This window comes from Anaerostipes hominis (ex Lee et al. 2021), from assembly GCF_002270485.1.
Lineage (GTDB): Bacteria > Bacillota > Clostridia > Lachnospirales > Lachnospiraceae > Anaerostipes > Anaerostipes hominis.
On record NZ_NQOG01000001.1, the window covers coordinates 250332 to 271703 of the forward strand.

The window sequence follows — 21372 nt, forward strand, 5'->3', positions numbered from 1 at the left end:
TACCATCTCCGCTATTTCACTTGGAAATAATTATATCACATCTTATGTTGAAATCAAAGATTACTCTTTTAATTTCAACATTTAAAGGAGTATTACTTGCTATTTTCTTTATTTATCAATTTTCTCTGCCATATCACGCATAATCTGTACATCTTTTGGATCTAATTCTAACTCTGCTGATTTTACATTTTCTTGAATCTGCTCCACAGTTGTAGATCCGCTCAGCAGATTCAAGAAGTCTCCCTGTGCAAGAATCCAGCTAAGTGCCAGATTCGCGATAGTGCAGTTGTATTTTTCACAGAGCGGTCTCCACTCATCCATCATGTCCATAGCATCCTGCATGTGATCCGGCTGGAACCATTTCTTCGGAATCTGTGCGCCTACTGGCTGGTAATCTCTCGGCATTGTCCCTGAGAGCAGTCCCATCTCAAGTGGTGAATACGCCTGAATCGTCACTCCATTTTCACGGCAGCAAGGAATGATTTCTTCTTCAATACCACGGTCAAGAATTGAGTATTTTGCCTGCACAATATCAAGCTGCCCCCATTTCAGGTATTCTTCGATATGGCGGATATCCACATTGGCTGCACCGATTGCTTTAATCTTTCCCTGTGCCTTCAATTCATTTAACACATCCATGGTCTTTTGAATCGGCACGTAATATTCGCTTCCTTCTATTGCCTGCCAGTGTGTCATATAAACATCCACATAATCTGTTCCCAGACGTTCCAAAGATGCTTCAATTTCTTTCTTTACAGACGCACTGTTTAAGTTCTTGTAAAGCTGAACTCCGTTTACCTTGTTAAAAAGGTCGCCTTTCATCTCCTGATCCCATGTGACACCACATTTTGTAATAACGACTACTTCATTCCGGTTCATTCCTTCCAAAGCTTTTCCGAGGATTTTCTCGCTGTTGCCGAAGTTATATCCCGGTGCGGTATCAATCAGATTTACACCAGCCTTGGGAGCCTCTTTGATAGTGTCCACCACAACCTGAATATCGTGGTCTCCGCCCCATGCCGAGCCTCCGCCGATTGACCATGTTCCGAGACCGATCCTTGAAATATCAATTCCTGTCTTACCAAGCTTCATTGTTTTCATACTTTTTTGTTCCTTTCTTGTCTATAGAGCCCCTGCACACAATACTGCATGTACTACGCTCCATAATCTTTACGATACCTTGTAAACATTTCTTCCACAATCGCTCTGTCCTTTACTCCGCCGGTGGCGCCAACATATTGGACCGAAACCGCTGCAGTGCAGTTTGCATAGGCGGCACATTCCCGAAGCGTCTTGCCCTCCAGCAATGCTGTGATAAATCCAGATGCAAAATTATCTCCTGCTCCGATTGTATCAATCGCCGTCACTCCCTTGGCCGCCGGAACAATCACAGACCCTTCTGAATTGCGAATATAACATCCCCGCTTTCCTATCTTCATAACAACGTTTTTAACACCGCATCCATACAGGATATCGGCTACTTCGTTTTCCTTGACCGCTCCCGTCATCTCACTTGCCTCTTCAAAATTGGGGAAGAAGTAATCTACATAGCTCAGTGCCTCGCGAATGTCATTTAAGGTTTCATTCACCTTCGGCATCACCATATCCGCACAAATTGTCATTCCTTCCTTCTTTGCCTTTGAAAAGACTGCGACAAGCGCCTTGTTGTCAAATAAGGGATTATTGAAAATACTTGCAAATGAAAGAATCTTTGCGTCCTTTAATGCAGACATATCCAGATCTTCATAGCAGAATTTCCATAAGCTTCCCTGCCGATTTGTAATAAATGTTCTTTCTCCGTCTTCCGCTACAAGCCCTACGTTAATAGAGGTATCTTTGGTCGGATCCTGCTTGATATAGGTTGTATCAATACCGTTTGTCTTACAGTGATCCATGACAAACCACCCCGGCAGGTCTACCCCAACACAGCTCATCAGTCCCACCTTATGTCCTAATCGAGTGATAATTGTCGCTTCATTGATCGCATCGCCCCCGATGGTCATCTTAATCCCGTCCACCGGATAAGATACTACATCAAATACTTCCTTCCCCACCGGCCTGAGGGGCAGGTCTACAAGCGCTGCGCCAATAATAATTACGTCTAGTTTCTTATCCACTTTATTCATCAGCCCTTCCGTCGTCACCAAACAGTTTAATCTTATACATTGCACGTTCTTTAACTGCTTTTCTCACTTCACGCTGAACTGCCAGGAATGGCTCATCCTTATGTGCATTGACTGCCTCCATCGCTGCCTGACAGAGTTCTGTGTGAATATTTATTTTAGAAATACCGAGTGAAATTGCCTTTTTGATATCCTCGTCTCCAATACCTGAAGCGCCATGAAGTACAAGCGGCACATCTACTGCTTTGGCAACCTCTTCCAGAATATCAAATGCAAGTTCCGGTTCGGAGGTATATACCCCATGCACGTTTCCAATGGCAACTGCCAGAGAATCACATCCTGTTCTCTCCACAAAATCTTTTGCCCTCTTCGGGTCAGTATAATGATAATCTGACAATGCCTCTTCGTAGACAGTCTCATTTCCTACGTGTCCAAGTTCTGCCTCCACCGGAATGTTATATGCATGGAAATAATCTACACATCTTTTAATCTCCGCCACATTCTCCTCATATGGAAGAGCAGACGCATCGCGCATTACAGAATTCATGCAATGGTTCACCGCATTCTGAAGGATCGTCATATTGCGGCCGTGATCCCAATGCATAATCACAGGAATTGTTGCATTTTTTGCCATAGATTCCATCATATAGCAGAAGTCTTCGAAGGAAGTATTTCCAACAAACCCTGTACCGAAAGAAATAATAATCGGCGCACGGAGCTCTTCTGCCGCGTCAATTACTCCCATCAGCATCTCCGCATTCCATACATTAAAATGAGGAATTGCATAATGTCCTCCTTTTGCTTTTTTTTCCCAATATCTGATATCTGAAATCATATTCTTCTCCTTTTCTTATTCAGAAATTTTCACAACACCTTTTACTATATCGGCTTTTCTCACCGGGTCGATGGCTTCCATAAATGCCTTTTGAACGTCTTTATATTCGTAAATATTTGTTACCATATCTTTTACATTAAACTTCCCGGTTGCAATCGCTTCGATAGTCTGCGGGAAATTGTTACAGTACCGAAAGGAAGTCTGAATTGTCACTTCCCGGTTAATTTTTAAAAAGTCAATCGGAACCGGCTGGGACTGTGTTCCAACCATCATAATTTTCCCGCCACGCGCTACCATTTGTACCGCCTGATTGGTTGTAAATGCAGAGCCTGCTGCCTCAAACACCAAATCCACACCATGATCTCCGTATAATTCCTTTGATCGAATTGCCGCAACGGTATCTTCCTCTTTCCCGTTTATAACTCTCTTGGCGCCAAGCCTTTTAGCAAGGTCAAGACGTTTTTGAATCACATCTACTACAGTGATATCTGTAACACCCAGACTTAAGCAGGCCTGAAGTACCATAAGTCCGATTGCTCCGCCCCCGAGAATCACAACGCTTTTTCCAGTCTGTGCACCTCCTAAAATTGCCGCGTGCATACCGACTGCCGCCGGTTCTACCAGAGCTCCTTCCAATGTAGACATCTCCTCCGGAATATGATAAGTCCATTCTTCTGGATGAGTCATGTACTGTGTCAGCGCCCCTTTATAGTTAGGTTGTGTCGCCATAAAATCAACCTTCGGGCAAATATTGTAACGGCCGGTTCTGCAATATTCACATGTATCATCCGGCACTCCGGGCTCAATCAGCACTTTATCTCCCACTTTAAACTTCGTAACTTTTGCACCAACGCCCACGACTTCACCAGCCACCTCATGTCCAAGTCCGATTTTCTGATTTGGATCCTTCGGTGGGATAAACGGTCCGAATTCAAATCCATGAATGTCTGACCCGCACATTCCCACATATTCCACCTTCATCAAAATCTCATTTTCTTTCGGCTCGGGCATCGGGCACTCCTGAATCTCAAATTGTTTCGGTGTCACTAAAATTGCTTCTGAATTCTGCATAATAGAACCTCCTTCATCTGTCTGTCAGTCAACGTTTCCGATATCTTCTACCGATTCTCCTCTCGTCTCAATGCCGAGGAACAAGATAGCTACAGCAATGATTACCGCAACAATGGAGATGAGAACGAACACACCATTTGCTCCGATTGTACTGGCAACATATGTTACAAGGAAGGGGAAGAAAATGTTACTCACACGTCCCATGGCATTACTAAAACCAGATCCAGAAAGCTTTGCAGATGTCGGCCACATCTCCGGCACATATACTGCGGAAGCATAACATACATACATATAAATTGCTGTGTTAAGCAGGAATGTCCAAATGATCAGCCCGCTCATTGAAGACTGCTGCCCTGTAATAATTCCGAATACAGCCATAATTGCCAGCAGTGCAACTCCCATTGCCTTTCTTGGAATCTTATCCATAATTAATGACGCAATGAATATTCCAAAGGGTGCTCCAAAAAGGCCAAACATTGTCATAAACTGTGACTGTGATGTATCAAATCCCATAGAGGAAAGCATGGACGGCATCCAGTTCATCAATGTATATTGAATGGTATTCATACCAATCAGTACAAGTGAACCTACAATCGTTCTTCTTAAAAGCTTTCCTTTAAATAATGCCGAATACGGAAGTTGTTTCACCGGCTTTGGCCCCTCTGTCACTTCCGGGAGCGGTTTGCCTGTCGCTGCTTCAATCTCTTTTTCAATCTTTGTTACAATTTCATCTGCCTCCTCTACTCTCCCCTGTGATTCCAGCCATCTTGGTGATTCCGGAAACTTCTTATACACTAGGATACTTGCGATGATAGAAAGTACAGATGGAATCATAAACTGAATTCTCCAGTTCAACGCATAACTTGCCACAATAGAACCGACAAGCAGTGCGATACCATTACAGACAGGGTGCGCCCAGTTTCCAATAAAGGAAGTACGGCTTGACCATGTACCACGGTTTCTTCCAGGTACATACTCTGTGAATCCGGCAAATAAAACAACTAACAACGCTCCCAGTCCGAGACCCTGAATCAGTCTGAACACATAGAGTACGTATACATTTGGTGACAGCGCGCCTCCGATCATTGCGATAATATGTACTATTTCATATAAAAGAATAGATTTCTTACGTCCAATCTTATCTCCGATCGGGCCCCCGATTAATGCTCCAAATAACTGCCCCGCCGTATAAATGGTTCCCCACATGGCAAGCAGTCTGGAACCCGGCTCCAGCCAATGAATCTCATTTAACAGGATGTTTTGTACTGCGCCGCCGATACCGTTTGACCAGCAAACCAGCAGTGCAAAGGCTGTTACCAGCCACATTTTAATATGCCATGATGAGTTAGGCAGACGATCCAGCCTTGCTCCAATATTTGCATTCTTTTTATTCATATTCTATTTCCTTTCGGTAAAATATCAGCTTTTTCATATAGCATCTCTTCGTGACTACAAAATTTCTTCGTCACATCTGGCGTCCCTGAGCTCCCTCTCGAGATCTTCTTCCATAATATCCCACGCCTTTTTAAAATCTTTGTCATTATTCCAAAGCGCCGGAGGTCCCATCACTACAAGATCCGTCCCTGCCTCATATAACGGCCGGTATAAACTTTTGTTCATGGAACCATCTGCCTCAATCAGGAAGTGGAGGCCTCGTTCCTTTCGCATCTGCGCCAGTCGCTTGATCTTAACATACATCTGAGAGTCAACTGGTTGTCCAGCGATACCAGGATCCACAATCATAATTGTCACCTTATCCAATAGCGGGAGATAATATTCAATTGTTGACAACGGAACAGACGGGCTAAGTGCAACACCGGCTTTGCAGCCCAACGCTTTAATCTTATGAATTGTCACAAACGCATCTCCTTCGATACAATCTGTGTGAGGTGTAATGTATGTCGCGCCCGCCCTGGCAAATACCTCCAGATACTGCTGTGGACGCTTTACCATCAGATGCGCATCCATCGGCTTTAGCTGATCTATGTGCCGGTTTAAGTAATCCAGATAATCCGGTCCGATTCCATAACTTGGCACATAGACTCCGTCCTTGATATCCATATGCAAAAAGTCTGAGTGTTGATTGATTATTTCCATCTGTTCTTTCACATGAAACAAATCACAGCACCCTACCGATGGCGCAATCATTAATTTTCTCTTCATAACCTCTTCCTTAAATACTTTGTTACGCTTCTCTATTAGTCCTCATAATCATAAGTAATAATTACTTTGATTGCTTCCTTGTCTGCCATAGCCTGGAATCCCTTTTCCCACTCAGAAAGTCCAATTCTGTGTGTAATCATCGGTTTTACTTTGATAGCACCTGACTGCAGAAGGCGAAGCGCATTTCTCCAAGAAGTAGAATCATATGCCATATGTCCAATGATGCTCTTATTCCAGGATGTAATGTCGTTAATAGAAAACTCTAACGGTTTGAATCCCATACCAACGCGGACAATCTCTGCATTTGCTCTTGTCATTTCAATTGCCTGCTTAAGTGCAATATTGGCGCCGGAGCATTCAATCACCAGTCCAAGGTTCTCTTTACCGCAGATTTCCTGACAACGTTCTACTACGTTTTCCCTGGACCCATTCACACAATGTGTAGCGCCTAATTCTTTTGCAACACCAAAGCGTACCTTTGTATCCTCCTCTAGGCCTACCATTACAATGTTCACCGCCCCCATAATGCGCGCAATCTGAACGGAAAATAAGCCAAGCGGGCCTGTTCCAAATACTACAACATCCTGTCCTGGAAGAAGATGCGCCTGCTGTGCAATAGCTTTGTAGGCATTACAAATTGGGTCAAGCACTGCCGCTTCTTCATATTCAATACCTTCTGGAATCTTCCATATTGCATGTTTGTGGATTCTCAAAATCTCTCCTGGAATCTTACAATATTTCGAAAAACCTCCACCCCATGTATTGTTATCTAAACCTAGATTTATTTTTTCTTCACAACAAAGGAAATCGCCATTCTCACACGCCGGACATACACCACAAACATGGGCACTATTGTCAGATACGATTCTCTGTCCAACTTTCCAATCTTTCACCTCTGAACCAATCTTAATAATCTCTCCGGCAAATTCATGTCCGCGAATGGAATTGAATTGATCAGATCCATTTTCAACCTTATAATGTTTCATATCCGCACCGCAAATTGCAGCGGCTTTCACCTCGATGATAATATCCTCCGGTCCACATTCCGGTTCCGGAACATCAATCATTCTGTATCCTCCAAATTCTTTTCCATATCTTGCTAATGCTTTCATCGCTTCTCCTCCAAATTATGAATCTCATTGTTAACTGGTTTCGGCCGAAAACAAATGTTTCATTCTTCATTTGTTATGGTTTCATCTTATCATCACTTTTTCTGTATTTCAAGCATTTTATGTTGCTTTTCAAAGATTTTGTTACTGTTTTCCAAATTATTTTCTGTTTTTTATACATTTTCACCGAAGATAGGAAGCTTATCATCCTTTTAACCGGTGACTATCTTTTTCATAATATAAATGTTCTTTACATTTGAGAACAACAAAAATAGGCGTTCATTATTGAACGCCTACGCCAAATTCTTATCACAACACTTGTACGATCATCTATGGCCAATATTTTTTCTTTATAGTACTGAATTTAAGCAGCCCGCTATTCTCAGAACCTGTTTCAATCGCAGTTCATATGAAATGCCTGTACCTTTCTAATTTCCGGACACATATATATTCCGGATACGCCCCTGGCTTAAATACATTTCCGTTCAGACTTCCTATAATTCTTGATATATAGATTCCGCGTCCAGTACGTGGAACGGTCTGGTCTGATGGTCTCCTCTGGCACCCGCAGTCACCAGTATATACTCCTTTCCGCTTATATTGACCCAGCTTGCCAGGCAGAGTCCCGCTTCTTTTGTATAGCCTGTCTTTCCGCCGAGAAACCTTCCATTCTTTGGCTTCAGCTGGTCTTTATAATCTGTCAGGGTACTGCGCAGAAGAAGTCCCTCAGGATGCTTTTGAGTGGCTTCCGTCCGGTACTGCATCGCCTCAAATACCTTTCTGAACCGTGGGTTTTCCAATGCGTACCGGAGAAGGATCATCAGATCTTCCGCTGTTGAAACATGCTGCGGGTCATGCAGGCCGGTTGAATTCACAAAATTTGTATGTTTCATTCCGATCTCCTTTGCCTTCTGATTCATCAGCACGGCAAACTTTTCTTCACTTCCTGCCAGATACTTTGCCAGCCCGAGACAGCACTCCGCTCCTGACGGCAGCATCGCTCCATAATAAAGATCTTTTAATTTCACTTTCTCCCCCGGCAGAAATCCTGCCATCGAGGCATGTCTTTGGGCCAGAGACTGAAAAATATCCTGGCTCAGCAAGATTTCCCTGTCGTCATTTGAAACAGATTCCACAGCCAGCAGAACCGTCATAATCTTTGTTAAAGAGGCAGGATATATTTTCTGGTTTCCCTGTTTATTCATCAGGATCTTACCCGTTTTTTGTTCTGCCAGAATCACAAAATTGCTGTAGATCTTTTGATCTGAGACCTGTCTTAAATTTGATACCTCTCTGAAAACAGCGCCCCCAAATGGAATATCCTCAGGAAAACAATATCCGCCTTTTACCCACAATACCGCGGCAAGGATGATGATCAACAGCCAAACTCTTTTTCTTTTCATTCTAGTCCCTCCTGTTTTATCTTTTCAGTTTGTCTTTCTAATTTTCAGTATAAAGATAAATAAAAGAGCCGTGATAAAAAAACCTTGTATTGGGCATCATCCTGCCTCAAATAAAACAGAGACAAACGTTTGGGCCAAATGGCCGACGTTTGCCTCCGTTTCTTACAGTGTGCTGATTAAAAGCAGATCAGCTTATCTTTTGGCTGTGTTCCCTGTTCTATGCGCAGTGCCTTTAGAACCGGGCCCTGCTTTCCTCCGTACGCTTTATGGTTTTCCATACTGATTTTTGCCGTCAGCACGGCCCAGGAACCATCCTGTACTTTTTTGATCGTAGAAGACTTGACATGATTCATTTGACAGATGAAACCGATAAATGTAATATCATCCTCACAGCAGGTCATGGCAGACCGGCCCGGCAGAATCAGTCCGGCAGGGATTCCATGAGGCCTCCTGACAAACACATTGGAAAGCTCCACCACTTTGCCCATATAGACATTGGGCCGTTCCAAAACGTCAATGTACCAGATCCCAAAATCATCTTCTTCCACCCTGATGATCTCCGCCTCCGGATCGTATGGGAGCATCTCATTCAGCTCAAATTCCTTTCCGTCCGCCCGTTCAAATCCTACCTGCGCTCTTCGGTTTACTGCCTTAATACTCCTTCTATAGGAAGACGCATTGTTTTCATCAGTACAGCGGTTGAAAATAACCATATCTGCCATCTTGAACATTTCCACCATCAGTGAGCGCATATTTTTCAAATACAGCTCTGCAGTGGATGCATCCACCGTGACAATGATCTGATACAATTCCATATCCGTCTCATCGATCACGTCCATGACATCCTCGATCTGATACATTCCATTGTATTCGATCATAATACGGTCCGGATGATAATTCTTCTCACAGTTTTCCACAAAGGCCGGAGTAAAGTCTTCTATATCCTCCACCTGCAGGACAAAAGAATTACTTTCCCTGAGAAAGCTTTCTTCGTATTCTTCCTCCCCTTCTTCAAAAGAAAGAATCATCGTGCGCTCACCGTCTGCAAAATATTCCTGGTTCAAAGTATCTTTTATAAAAGAAGTTTTGCCGCTCTCTAAAAATCCCCATATCAGGTAAACCGGCATTTCCATAGTTTTTACCTCCCTATTCAAGCCCAAAAAGAGCCTGGATCTTTTCCGTGTCCAGATCTGAGCCAATAACACAGATTCTTCCGGTATAATCTGCTTCTCCCTCACGGACTTCATACTCACCCGGTACCAGGTCAAAGTGCAGCCATGTATGATCCGGCCCTTCTACGATGCCTTTTGCCCGCAGGATCGTTCCATAACAGTCTGTTCCCGATAAATCTTTCAAAATCTGCTCCATTGCTTCTTTTTCGTATTTCTTCGGTGTTTCCGCTCCCCAGCTTGTAAACACCTCATCGGCATGGTGATGGTGTTCCTCCCCATGGCTGTGGTGGTGTCCGCATTCCGGACAGATCTCCTCTTCTTCAAGAAGTTCCATTTCCAGCTGGTTTCCTTCCTCCATTACGGCGAGTATCTTCTCTCCGTCAAGTTCTTCCCACGGTGTTGTGATCACGGCTGCTTTCTGATTATGCTCCCTGATCAATTCCACTGCCTGTCCGAGTTTCTCTTCCGGCATCTGTGCCGTTCTGCTCAATATGACGGTGCCTGAGTATTCCACCTGATTATTGTAAAATTCTCCGAAATTCTTCATATACATTTTACACTTTTTCGCATCTGCCACCGTGACAAAACTGTTTAGGGTAAGAGAGCAGTTCTCTGTTTCCTTCTGCACGGCTTTGATCACATCGGACAGTTTCCCAACGCCGGACGGCTCGATGATGATGCGGTCCGGAGCATACTGTGAAACCACTTCTCTGAGCGCCGTTCCAAAGTCTCCTACCAGAGAACAGCAGATACATCCGGAATTCATCTCCGTCACCTGAATCCCGGCCTCTTTTAAAAATCCGCCGTCGATGCCGATTTCACCGAATTCATTTTCGATCAGGACAACCTTTTCCTGTCCCAGAGCCTCTTTTAAAAGCTTCTTGATCAGCGTTGTCTTGCCTGCTCCTAAAAATCCTGAAATGATATCTATTTTTGTCATAAATCTTACTTCCTTTCTTTGGATGATTGCATCCTGCGGCCGGGTCACATATAATTTATTTATACCACAGTATTTTTTTATTGTACTACTTTTTGAAAATATTTCAAACATCCCGAATGCGCGGTTTTTGTCCTGAACGTAATTAATTCTTAAAACTTCACGTTCTGTCCGCGGTATCACAGGATATTTTTAAGACATTTTTGTTTTCTTCTCTTATAGTAGTTCCTGTATAGGAATCAAAAGAGATCAGGCAATTAGAAAGGAGTTTTATGTTAGAAATCATTCTCTGCGATGATGATCCTTTTATTTTAAAAATCATCAGAGAACAGGTAGAACATATTTTATCAGAGTCCATCTCTGAGGGCCGGATTGCATGTGTTGCCTCCGGCTATCAGGAACTGTTTCTTTTTTTAAAGAAACATCCCGGTGAATATCTTTTCTTTCTGGATCTGGACTTTGGAAGCAATGAATTTAATGGAATTGATATTGCAAAACAGGTCAAAAAAAGTTTTCCCGGTTCAAAGATCGTATTTGTGACGAACCACTATGAACTGGCACTTAAAGTACTGAAATCTGGAGTGGAGCCTTTTGGCTTTATCGAAAAGACCACAGACATTATGAAGATGAACCAGTGCTGTTATCAGTATATCTATCTGGCCCAAAAAAGCTTTCCTCCAGATGAATCTGAGAAGGATACGGAAACTGTCACTTTAAAAATCGGCACCGACGAGGAGCTGTCACTTCCCAAAGCCGATATCCTGTATGTGGAGGCAGTCAAGACGAAGTCCCACTGTATCTGCTATCATACAGTGAACGGTTCTTCCATTACAGTCCGTGAAACGATCGACCATGCACTTGAGACTTTAGGAGAGGGATTTATGAAGAGCCACCGCTCCGTTATTGTCCAGAAGTGCCATATGATCAGTCTCTCTGACGGAATGGTCAAGTTTATCAATGGGGATACGGTCCCCTGTTCCTTCCGGCAGAGAAATGAAATAAAAGGAGTCATCTATGGAAAACAAAGCTAAAAAGATCATGTGGCTGCTTTATCCTGCAGCCATGTGGGTGATATGGTACACACAGTTTCCAAGAATACTGTCAATGACTGGTACTACGGTTATGCAGTACTTCGTGATGAGCCTTGTTTCTGTTCTGTCTATCGCCATTTTAAATCTGCTGCGCTTTCGGCTCCCTGATTATCTGCTACTATTTTCTGTAATCTTCATGGTCGTGTCGAAAACGTACTTTATTGAAGGATTTTCAGATTTCCTGATCTTCTTTCTGATCTTCGGCATCGGCTACTACAGAAAAGAGCTTCAGAAAGGCAAAGTTTTGTTTTCATGGATCACATTTATCCTGTATGTAGCAAACCGTATGTTTCTTCGGAACATTTATGACTCTTTTAAAGATTTTTATTTCCGCTATGCAAACGGACTGCAGACTGAATATCTGGTCAAAGCAGGGATCTTTGTCCTTCTTTCCGCTACTGTGGTGTTATTGGACACACTGTTTATCTTTCTGATAAAAAAAATTTTCGGGAAATATCTCTTCAAAATTTCAGTGCTGGAAAAGTCATATCCGAAGATCGCCCGCAATTTTATTCTATGTACCATTTGTTTGTTTTTACTGGCTCTGATTTTTCAATATCAGCTTTCCACGTTCATGACGCTTTTTTATACGGCGAATTATCTTGAATTTTATAATCAGATCATGAATTGTATTGATACGATAACGCTCTGTGTCATGCTGATTCAGATCATCATCCTGGCGACCCTTCTTATGTTTTCCAAATATCGTTTTACCATTGACGCAAAACGGCGCTATGAGGAAAACCTGCTTTTGTACAGCAATGATCTGGAGAAAAATCTGACCGAGATCAGAAATTTAAAGCATGATATGAAAAATATCCTTTTTACACTGGGCCATCTAATTGAGAACAGCCATGATGAACCTCTGAAAGAATATTTTAAACAAACCGTCAATCCTTATTTTCAGGATGAGCTTAAGAAAAATGATTTATATGCCCAGCTGCAGCAGGCAGACGATGAACAGCTCAGAGCTTTTCTATATTATAAAATCTCTGCCGGCTTTCAGGAGCACTTAGACATCCGCCTGTCGTTCGACGGTGTCTTTAAAGAAAGTCTGATCACAGATAACATTGATTTTCTGGACTTTATCCGCATTTTGGGAATTTTCCTCGACAATGCCATGGAGGAAGCTGCTCTTACCATGGACAAACAGATCGACATCCGGTTCGTCTCAAATAAAGATATGTATGAAGCTGTCATCTCCAACTCTGTCCGGAGGGAGAAGGACGTAGTGCCCGGCTTGTCAGATAAAGGACTGGGCCGGGGCAATGGGCTGATGATTGTCCATAAGATACTGGAAACCTATCCTAACATTATTTTAAACTCCTATACAAACAACGGGAAATTCATCCAGCACCTTGAAATTACCAGTTCTGAATGATTCCGTTTTGCCTGATCTCCACACATAGCAAAGGAGATCACTATGAACAAACAAAGACAAACAAAAACAAACAAATATTTCAAACGATTTTTCTGGGCAGTATTTATATTTTATCTGTTGATTTTGATAAAGATCGTTCTGTTAAAAGATACGGACCTCTCTGCTCTTCCAAAGTTTTTGACCGGTGAAAAAAAGGGATTTCGTTCATCCAACCTTATTCCTTTTCAGACCTTTCTTAATTTTTCCCGCATTGCAGGGAACGGAAATTTTTTGTGGAGCATATCAAATCTTTTGGGAAACAGCCTGATTTTCCTTCCTTTTGGTTATCTTCTTGCTCTGTTGAAAAGCCCGAAAATTTCTAAGCGAAAGATTCTGTTCCTGTCGGCTCTTTTAAGTCTCTTCTTTGAGACCAACCAATATGTTTTTTATCTTGGATCTGCCGACATTGACGACCTGCTCCTGAATGTGCTCGGCGCTGCCGCGGGGATTCTCTGCTTCCATATTCTAACGGCATTGTGCAGGAAAGATCTTCACCGGATCTATCTTATCAGTCTCATCCTTGGATTCCTTTCGTTTGTCGGAGCGGGTGTGATCGCCTATGCGGAATTCGGGAACCGCCTGGGCCTCGTGCATTATAAAAGTACTGTCATAGGCGGGGAGGACATACCAAAAAGAGAGCCTGATTACACTGGTTACTTTATTTCCGGAAGTAACAGAAAGCTCCGCTGTACCAGCGACACAGATGAGGCATTCGGCGATCCTTCTGTCATAAATATCACCCCTGCTACAAAAATCTTCCACTTAAGCTATGAAAAAGAGAAGACCAGCTTTCATCAGATCAATACTGTCTATAAGCGATACAGCTTATCTCAGCTGAAATCTGTGAAAAAACATTCCAAAGTTTCTGTCTGGTTTTCTAAAAACGACAGGAATGCGGATATCATTGTTCTGTCCGACCCTGTCAATACAGACAGCGAGAGCGTCAAGACAGATGGGCCTTCCGAAGAAAAGAAAGAACTGAACGGTACTGTCATTAGTCTGGGAAAAGGAACATTTACGATCAGCAAGATCAACACTTATGATGACAAGAAAAACGGCGGACAAATTGCTGAAAGCACTAATATTCATATCACAGTAAAATACAAAAAGGATCTGAAGATTACCGTCTGTGATGCCTATGATCAGGGAACAAAAACCAGCTACCGGAAAGGCAGCTTAAAGGACTTGAAAAAGAACCGCAGCGTTCTTCTGAAAGGAACCGTCAAAGATAAAATATTTTACGCGGAATCTGTTACCGTGTATATTTTCCACAAATAACGTTTTCTGGCTTCATGCGTCAGCTGACTTTCGTCAGATCGTGGCCTGGGCGTCTCTAACAGCATTCTTTTTCATAGAATGTTTTTAGAAAACGCTCAGGTATTTTATATTCAGAGGGGGATTGCCTATGAAAACTGTTGGTCAAAGCATAAAAAGCATATGCTGTACTCAGCGAGAGTTTCCGCACCCCTATCGTCCAGTACTGCCACATTGAGCCGCCGATTTCCTATGCCTACATGGAAAAAGACAGGATCGTTGTCATATGTTCCACCCAGATCCTCCATATCGTGAGAAGAGTCATCGGGCAGGCTTCGGCAACAAACAGGAGTTTCTTTATGAACCTCTCAACACATTTCTGTCCGCCTCTGTCGGCGGCCGTCCGGTGTAACTGGAGCTTTCCATAAAGGAAACGTTTGCAAACACCAGGACCCGCCACTCCATAGAATATGACCTGACAACAGATGTTACAAAAGTTGGAAAAATCCTCGCCAAAGATATGAAAGCCTATTCCAACCAGGTGGCCTACGCCTCCCACGGCCATGCCATCGCAGCCAACGGTGCTACCGCGGATGATGGATGATCTGGCCTATAAAATTTCCGTGGACCCGTTAAAATTCCCGGAGATCAATTTATATGACGGATATTTTTAAGATCCCGTTTTAACTCCGCTCACCGCAAACACCAACGGCGTCAAAGAGTGTATGAGGCGCGGAGCAGGCTACATACACTGGGAGGAAAAACGCAGCTTATATTAAAACCAGTCCGGGAATATCCGGAACCAGACTTATCCTCAATCAGGACGGAAGTGTCCATCTCCGGACCGGTGCCGCAGAAATCGGGCAGGGTTCCGACACTGTTTTTACACAGATGGCCTCCATGCAGGTCCACGGCGATATGTCCGTAGGCATAGGCTATGGTCTGAGTGAGCAGATGCTCCTGGATGAAAAGACCGGGCGCGTACTGAACGGCAGCCTGTTAGACTACAAACTTCCCACTATGATGTACTCCCCGGATCTCTGTTTGGACTTTGTAGAACTTGAAGATCCAACGGCCCGTTCGGAAACAAGGCTCTGGGCGAGCCTCCCGCAATTCCTCCTGCCCAGGCCATCCGCAATGCTTTTCTTCACGCAACCGGGATTCCAGTCAATGAGGTCCCTTTTGAGGCATTGAAAAAATCTGATTATATATAGGGGGGATAAATGGAGTTTTCATCGAAAACCACGGAACGATCTCTATTGGAGCTGCTGCGTCCTGTGCAGGACCGATCTTTCTACCCGGACACTGAAAGATGTGAGAGAATCCCTGTTAGAGATGCTCAGAAACCGTCTTGGCCTGACTTCCGTAAAAAAAGGCTGCGAGGTGGGAGAATGCGGTGTGCCCTGCGGGTATGACATTATGTCCATTTTCTACATGACTGGAGTGAGGCATTCTAAGAGCCGAACGGAAATCATGTGGAAAATGTCATGAATTACAGATTACCGAAATGTTTTAAATGGTCTCGGAGTCTTAAATATTCCGGTGGCACTGCCCACCAGCTCATCCCCCACATATGCTTTTCCCATGAAATTCATGATCGTTTTTCCAGTGGATACAGCTTCGGCTTTTACTGTCACTTTAGATCCAATGGGGATTCCCTTCAGAAAGGAAGTGGAGAGCTGGACCGTGGGTGCGATATCATAATCGCCCAGTCCGCTTGTCAGCGTGCCAAAGGTGATGTCAAACATCCCCACCAAAGATCCCCCAAACATAATATTAAATCCGTTTCGGTGGAAATCCCCGACCTCATATTCCATCGTCACACGTTTTTCATCATAATTGTAATCCACAATCTTTCCTCTCAATTCATTGAAAATACTGTGGTCGCTCACATGGCGGATGGCCTCCACTCTGCGCCTCATATTTTTTTCAAAACTCTCACGGTTACCCATAAGATTCACTTCCCTTCTTTTTGCTTTCTGATAATTTTAACACAGATGACTCCTTTTTGCACACCTTAACGCGCGAAGTGCGAAAGGTCCAAAGGACATAAAATACGATGTGCCCTTTGGGTATAATTTTTCTGTTTTATGTAAATGCTACCTGTAACAGATGTATTTGAAAGGAGTTTCATTATGGATAACCAGAACTTATTAAACGAGATGTATCAAAATCTTCAGATGGTGTTAAATACCATGCCTGAGCTCACCCAGGCCACCTCAGACTGTGATCTGAAAGGTTGTCTAGAACAGCAGGAACAGCAGTTCCAGGACTTTTTTTCAAGAGTCAAACAGGCTATGACAAAAGACATGCAGCAGCCGGAAGAAATCGGCGAAATTCAGAAAAAATATGCGGAATGGATGACCAAGATGAAAGCCCTCGCCGACAAATCTACAAGCCATTTAGCAGAAATGTCCATCCAGGGATATACCATGGGAATGATCCAGCTGATACAGAGTTCTCATAAAAACTGTGACGCTTCCAAGGACAATTTGTCGATGGCATCTGATCTTGTAAAACTCTACGAAGAAAGTATCGATAGTTTAAAAAAGTATTTGTAAAAAAACAATGGTTGTGGTATGATAATTACTGTTATTAGTGAATGTATAGATCACGTCCGGGTAGATGTTGCATTGCTATGTATCCCTCTGGAACGTGATCTTTTTATTTCGCTGATAATGAAAGTAATGTTAATTTTTATTTTTAATGGAGGTACCCAAATGAACACTGGTACAGTAAAATGGTTTAACTCAGAAAAAGGTTACGGATTTATTTCTCAGGAAGGCGGAGACGATGTATTCGTACACTTCTCAGCAATCTCAGGTGATGGATTCAAGACTTTAGAAGAAGGACAGCAGGTTAGCTTTGAAATCGCAGAAGGACCTCGCGGAAAACAGGCTGAGAACGTATCCAAATTAGCTTAATCTTTTTCTTTTTGAATTAAATAGATTTTGCAAGAATCCCACAGACGGTGCACACCACTGTCTGCGGGATTCTTTATTTCATAGAAAATTCTGCGGCCTTCCCTCCTTATCCTTTCAGGAACAAACCACTTCTATTCCTTGCTTTTCCAGGACCTCCTTTGCATGGTCCGGTATCTGTGCGTCGGTGATCAGCCGGTGGAACTCCTCCGCTTTTGCATAGGAACAGATGGTGCGTTTTCCGATCTTTGAACTGTCACAGATAAGATATTTCCACTCTGCGATCCCCATCATCCCTTTTTTGATTTCCGCCTGTTCCAGATTCGGCGTGGTGGCACCTTTGGCCAGGGACAGGGCATTGGCAGACATAAATGCCTTATCTGCAGACAGATTTTCCAAAAATTTAAGTCCCATGTTGCCCACCGTACATTCAAAATAGTTTCTCACATGACCGCCTAAAAATATGAGATAAATCCCCTGATGTCTCTGAAGTTCCAAAGCGATTTGGAGATCATTGGTCACCACCGTCAGATTATTTGCATCCTTTAAGAGCTTGGCGAGTTCCAGCGTCGTCGTCCCGCTGTCCAGGAGGATCATATCGCCGTCTTCGATCATTGCTCTGGCAGTCTTTGCAATCTTCTGCTTTTCTTCCATCCGTTTATCTTTTCTCGCTGAGATGGACTCTTCCATGTCCAGGACATCTTCATTCAGCATGGCTCCTCCGTGTGTCCGGATGAGTTTTCCAGCTCTTTCAAGCTCTGTGAGGTAAGTACGGATCGTTGTTCCGCTGACCTGAAACATTTCGGTGAGCTCCCCGATGCTCGTCCTCTTATTCTGCCTTAGAAGCTCCATGATCTTTTCTTTTCTTTCTTCTGCAAACATGCGATCCCTCCGTGCTTTTCGTGTACTTTTTGTTAAGATAAATTATAGCACAGCGGCCTCAAAAGGAAAAGCCGCGGGAACTACCGCCCCCGCAGCTTTGCTTCTGCTATTTCGTCAAAATGTGATATAGTTCTTCTACGTCCCTGTCATCTACAATCTTTCTCACTGCCTCCTCCTGATTCAGAGTGAGTGCGACATTTGAAAGAATAGACAGGTGTTCCTGGTCGGCTCCTGCGATCCCGATAACCAGTCTCACTGTCTCGTCATTCCAGAGTATTCCGTCCGGTACGATCAATGCGGCAATACCCGATGCCTTGATTTCCTTCTTGGCCTCCAGAACACCGTGCGGGATAGCGATTCCGTTGCCCAGATTGGTCGGATTTTCTTTTTCCCTTAAAAGCATGCCCTTCTCATAGCTTTCTGTGACATATCCGTCTTTTAAGAGCATCTGCGCAATCATATGGATTACATCTTCTTTTGTTTTCGGCTGATCTGTCACTTTGATATTTTCCTTTTTCAGTACTGGAAGAGGATTTTTCGCCTCTGTCAGTTTTCTTACGATCTCATCATACTTTGGACTGGAAAGGAAGTTATCCACGGAGATATGTATGGCCTCCGGACGCTCTCTCATAGCCCGCTCCGTCAGTGATTCATGGGTGACAACCACATCCACGTCTGCCGGAAGATTCGGGATCGCCACGTTTTTCACCTCGATATCAAGACCTGCCTGTTTTGCCTTATCTTTGAGTATAGAGGCTCCCATGGCACTGGAACCCATCCCTGCGTCACATGCCACATATACTTTTTTGATGACTTTCCCTGTAAAATCAATGACTTCCCGTGCACCGATACGGCCTCCGCCTCCTGTGCCTTCTGCTTTCATAGAGTCTTTCTTTGCCACTGCCTTCTGGAGCGCTTCTTCATCGGAGTCCCGGCAGAGTCTCAGGATAAACGCGCCGACTCCAAATGATACGGCAGTGGATATGAGCATTCCGGCAATGATCGGAAGATAGTCAGATTTCGGTGCCACTGCCAGCACTGAAAAGTAACTTCCCGGAGAAGCCGTAGCTACCAGACCGCATCCGAACATCTGAAAAATAAAGTTTCCTGACACTGCTCCGCAGATGGAAGCCAGGATCATCTGAGGCTTCATAAGGATATATGGAAAATAAGGTTCATGGATTCCGCCGAATGCATGGATGATGGCTACACCAGGAGCCGTCTTTTTGGCTGTTCCTGTCCCAAAAAACGTATAGGCAAGCAGAACTCCAACTCCGGGACCCGGGTTCGGTTCCAGAATAAATAAGATAGACTTTCCTGCCTCCGCTGCCTGAGTGATTCCAAGCGGCCCAAGAATTCCATGGTTGATAGCATTATTTAAAAACAATACTTTTGCAGGTTCAATAAACACACTGGCAAACGGTGTCAGTCCATGGTCGATGATCACATTTACCCCGGAGGACATGACATGGTTTAATACCTGCACAAACGGTCCGATGGCAAAAAACGCCGCCAGTACTAAAAAGATTCCTAAGATCCCGCAGGAAAAGTTGTTGACGATCATCTCAAAGCCCGGTTTGATCCGCCCCTCAAACAGACGGTCCACACGCTTCATACAAAGAGCCGCCAACGGCCCCATGATCATCGCTCCCATAAACATGGGAATGTCAGATCCTACGATGACCCCCATCGTTGCGGCGGCACCTATAACACCGCCACGGTCGCCGTAAAAATTCTTTCCTCCTGTATAACCGATCAGTGTCGGAAGCAGATATTTCAGCATTGGATCGATCAATACTGCGATCTTCTCATTTGGAAACCATCCGGTTTTTAAGAACATCGCCGTGATCAGTCCCCAAGTGATAAACGCTCCGATATTCGGCATTACCATGCCGCTTAAAACACCTCCGAACTTCTGGATCCTGGCACGGAATCCTGTGGCTTCATTTCCCATAATACCCTCCTATCCTTATAACATGACTATTTTCTTCTGTACAATTGATTCATTCCCCGCCTTCACTATCTTCACTGCCATTTTTCCGTCGTAACCGCTGCACTCTACTTCGCTGTCATTTAAAATTGCCTCTATAAAACTTCTGTCCTCCAAAAGATACGCATCCTTAAACAGATGGGTCCAGCTGTGCATGGAAGGCCTCTTTAACTGATGGCTTTCGTTGGCGCTGGTGATCTTCTTCTCATGCATATCCCCGATACAGATGACTCCTTTGGTTCCAAGGATCTCAACTCTTGCATCATATCCATACTGCACATACTGGGCGCCCTCGATGCAGGCATGCACTCCGTTTTCGAACTCTGCATTCACGATCACATTGTCATAGAAATCCGGATACTGTTCTGCGATCTCCTTATTTCGGAAGTTGCCTCCCAGTGCGTATACACTCTTTAACTCACTTCCAGCAAACCACCGCACAGTGTCAATATCATGGCTGCAGACTTCTGCCAATGGACCGTTGCTCTTTTCAATGTCATACATCCACTCACGCGGCTTGCTCGGCCCTCTTGTGTGAGATTTCACCAGGACCACGTCCCCGATCTCACCTTCCTCGATCATTTTTTTTGCTTCCCGGAAGCTGTCATCAAACCGTCTCATAAATCCGATCTGGAGCTTTACGTTATTACTCTTGGCTGCCTTGATCATCTCATCACATTCTTCCTCATTCATAGCCATAGGCTTTTCACAGAAGATATGCTTTCCTGCGTTTGCCGCTGCCACTGCGATCTCCCTGTGATATTTTGTCGGGCAGGCTATGATAACCGCATCGATGGATTCATCGCCGATGGCTTCCTTGTAGTCCTGATAATAGGTATCGATCCCAAGTTCCTCTGCCGCGGCTTTGGCTGCCTTGACATCGGGATCACAGGCTGCATAGATTTCTCCCCCAGGAACGCTTCCAGCCATATTTCTTGCATGAATCATTCCCGCTCTTCCGGAACCGATCAAACATACTTTTACTTTCTTCATTTTGTCCA

21 protein-coding genes and 2 pseudogenes are annotated in these 21372 nt (G+C 44.0%); 9 read left to right on the forward strand and 14 right to left on the reverse strand.

Annotation, left to right across the window (positions count from 1 at the left end):
• Positions 1-108 precede the first annotated feature (108 nt).
• The 10 genes from ydjG to CI597_RS01310 form a co-directional block, all read right to left on the reverse strand.
• Positions 109-1101: an aldo/keto reductase gene (gene ydjG, locus CI597_RS01265; RefSeq protein ID WP_024726694.1), complete on the reverse strand. Its 993-nt coding sequence runs from the start codon at positions 1099-1101 to the stop codon at positions 109-111.
• A 53-nt stretch (positions 1102-1154) separates the two neighbouring features.
• The gene (locus CI597_RS01270) at positions 1155-2126 is read right to left on the reverse strand and encodes a carbohydrate kinase family protein (protein WP_024726693.1); all 972 of its coding nucleotides are present in this window, start codon (positions 2124-2126) and stop codon (positions 1155-1157) included.
• Entirely contained in the window at positions 2119-2958 is an 840-nt protein-coding gene (locus tag CI597_RS01275) for a class II fructose-bisphosphate aldolase (RefSeq protein ID WP_024726692.1), read from the reverse strand. The genes CI597_RS01270 and CI597_RS01275 overlap by 8 nt, the downstream gene beginning before the upstream one ends.
• 15 nt (positions 2959-2973) lie before the next feature.
• Positions 2974-4029: an NAD(P)-dependent alcohol dehydrogenase gene (locus CI597_RS01280; protein ID WP_024726691.1), complete on the reverse strand. Its 1056-nt coding sequence runs from the start codon at positions 4027-4029 to the stop codon at positions 2974-2976.
• 24 nt (positions 4030-4053) lie between these two features.
• Positions 4054-5424, reverse strand: coding sequence for an MFS transporter (locus CI597_RS01285; RefSeq protein ID WP_024726690.1), 1371 nt, complete (start codon positions 5422-5424; stop codon positions 4054-4056).
• Positions 5425-5478: 54 nt separating this feature from the next.
• On the reverse strand, positions 5479-6192 hold the full coding sequence (locus CI597_RS01290) for a ribulose-phosphate 3-epimerase (RefSeq protein WP_024726689.1): 714 nt from the start codon (positions 6190-6192) through the stop codon (positions 5479-5481).
• A gap of 35 nt (positions 6193-6227) precedes the next feature.
• Positions 6228-7304, reverse strand: coding sequence for a zinc-binding dehydrogenase (locus CI597_RS01295; protein WP_024726688.1), 1077 nt, complete (start codon positions 7302-7304; stop codon positions 6228-6230).
• A 491-nt stretch (positions 7305-7795) separates the two neighbouring features.
• On the reverse strand, positions 7796-8704 hold the full coding sequence (locus CI597_RS01300; protein ID WP_024726687.1) for a D-alanyl-D-alanine carboxypeptidase family protein: 909 nt from the start codon (positions 8702-8704) through the stop codon (positions 7796-7798).
• A 176-nt stretch (positions 8705-8880) separates the two neighbouring features.
• On the reverse strand, positions 8881-9837 hold the full coding sequence (locus CI597_RS01305; RefSeq protein ID WP_024726686.1) for a GTP-binding protein: 957 nt from the start codon (positions 9835-9837) through the stop codon (positions 8881-8883).
• Between the two features lie 13 nt (positions 9838-9850).
• The gene (locus tag CI597_RS01310) at positions 9851-10816 is read right to left on the reverse strand and encodes a CobW family GTP-binding protein (protein ID WP_024726685.1); all 966 of its coding nucleotides are present in this window, start codon (positions 10814-10816) and stop codon (positions 9851-9853) included.
• 269 nt (positions 10817-11085) lie between these two features.
• On the opposite strand from CI597_RS01310, the gene CI597_RS01315 reads away from it, so the two are divergent.
• From CI597_RS01315 to CI597_RS19660, 7 genes and pseudogenes are all read left to right on the forward strand, one after another.
• Complete coding sequence (locus tag CI597_RS01315) at positions 11086-11844, forward strand: LytR/AlgR family response regulator transcription factor (RefSeq protein WP_024726684.1); 759 nt, start codon at positions 11086-11088, stop codon at positions 11842-11844.
• Complete coding sequence (locus CI597_RS01320) at positions 11828-13285, forward strand: GHKL domain-containing protein (protein WP_024726683.1); 1458 nt, start codon at positions 11828-11830, stop codon at positions 13283-13285. The genes CI597_RS01315 and CI597_RS01320 overlap by 17 nt, the downstream gene beginning before the upstream one ends.
• Positions 13286-13327: 42 nt before the next feature.
• Positions 13328-14602, forward strand: a complete 1275-nt coding sequence (locus tag CI597_RS01325; RefSeq protein WP_024726682.1) for a VanZ family protein — start codon at positions 13328-13330, stop codon at positions 14600-14602.
• A gap of 209 nt (positions 14603-14811) precedes the next feature.
• Positions 14812-15006 carry a hypothetical protein gene (locus CI597_RS19310; protein ID WP_328514484.1) on the forward strand — a complete coding sequence of 65 codons (195 nt, stop codon included), beginning with the start codon at positions 14812-14814 and terminating at the stop codon, positions 15004-15006.
• 47 nt (positions 15007-15053) lie between these two features.
• The gene (locus tag CI597_RS19315) at positions 15054-15182 is read left to right on the forward strand and encodes a hypothetical protein (protein WP_328514485.1); all 129 of its coding nucleotides are present in this window, start codon (positions 15054-15056) and stop codon (positions 15180-15182) included.
• 290 nt (positions 15183-15472) lie between these two features.
• Positions 15473-15792, forward strand: a pseudogene (locus CI597_RS19320) (molybdopterin cofactor-binding domain-containing protein); the annotation flags it as partial.
• Between the two features lie 61 nt (positions 15793-15853).
• Positions 15854-16018, forward strand: a pseudogene (locus CI597_RS19660) ((2Fe-2S)-binding protein); the annotation flags it as partial.
• Between the two features lie 59 nt (positions 16019-16077).
• On the opposite strand, the gene CI597_RS01340 reads toward CI597_RS19660, so the two are convergent.
• The gene (locus CI597_RS01340) at positions 16078-16530 is read right to left on the reverse strand and encodes a PaaI family thioesterase (RefSeq protein ID WP_024726679.1); all 453 of its coding nucleotides are present in this window, start codon (positions 16528-16530) and stop codon (positions 16078-16080) included.
• Positions 16531-16713: 183 nt separating this feature from the next.
• Here CI597_RS01340 and CI597_RS01345 point away from each other — a divergent pair, with 183 nt between their 5' ends.
• Both CI597_RS01345 and CI597_RS01350 read left to right on the forward strand, forming a co-directional pair.
• Complete coding sequence (locus tag CI597_RS01345) at positions 16714-17139, forward strand: hypothetical protein (protein WP_024726678.1); 426 nt, start codon at positions 16714-16716, stop codon at positions 17137-17139.
• Positions 17140-17298: 159 nt separating this feature from the next.
• Positions 17299-17502 (forward strand): cold-shock protein, encoded by a 204-nt coding sequence (locus tag CI597_RS01350; RefSeq protein ID WP_006565614.1) that lies wholly within the window; start codon positions 17299-17301, stop codon positions 17500-17502.
• Positions 17503-17616: 114 nt separating this feature from the next.
• Here the strand turns inward: CI597_RS01350 and CI597_RS01355 are convergent, their stop codons facing one another.
• The 3 genes from CI597_RS01355 to CI597_RS01365 form a co-directional block, all read right to left on the reverse strand.
• Positions 17617-18381 carry a DeoR/GlpR family DNA-binding transcription regulator gene (locus tag CI597_RS01355; protein ID WP_024726677.1) on the reverse strand — a complete coding sequence of 255 codons (765 nt, stop codon included), beginning with the start codon at positions 18379-18381 and terminating at the stop codon, positions 17617-17619.
• A 106-nt stretch (positions 18382-18487) separates the two neighbouring features.
• Positions 18488-20335, reverse strand: a complete 1848-nt coding sequence (locus CI597_RS01360; protein ID WP_024726676.1) for a PTS mannitol transporter subunit IICBA — start codon at positions 20333-20335, stop codon at positions 18488-18490.
• 15 nt (positions 20336-20350) lie between these two features.
• On the reverse strand, positions 20351-21364 hold the full coding sequence (locus tag CI597_RS01365) for a Gfo/Idh/MocA family oxidoreductase (RefSeq protein WP_024726675.1): 1014 nt from the start codon (positions 21362-21364) through the stop codon (positions 20351-20353).
• Between the last annotated feature and the right edge of the window lie 8 nt (positions 21365-21372).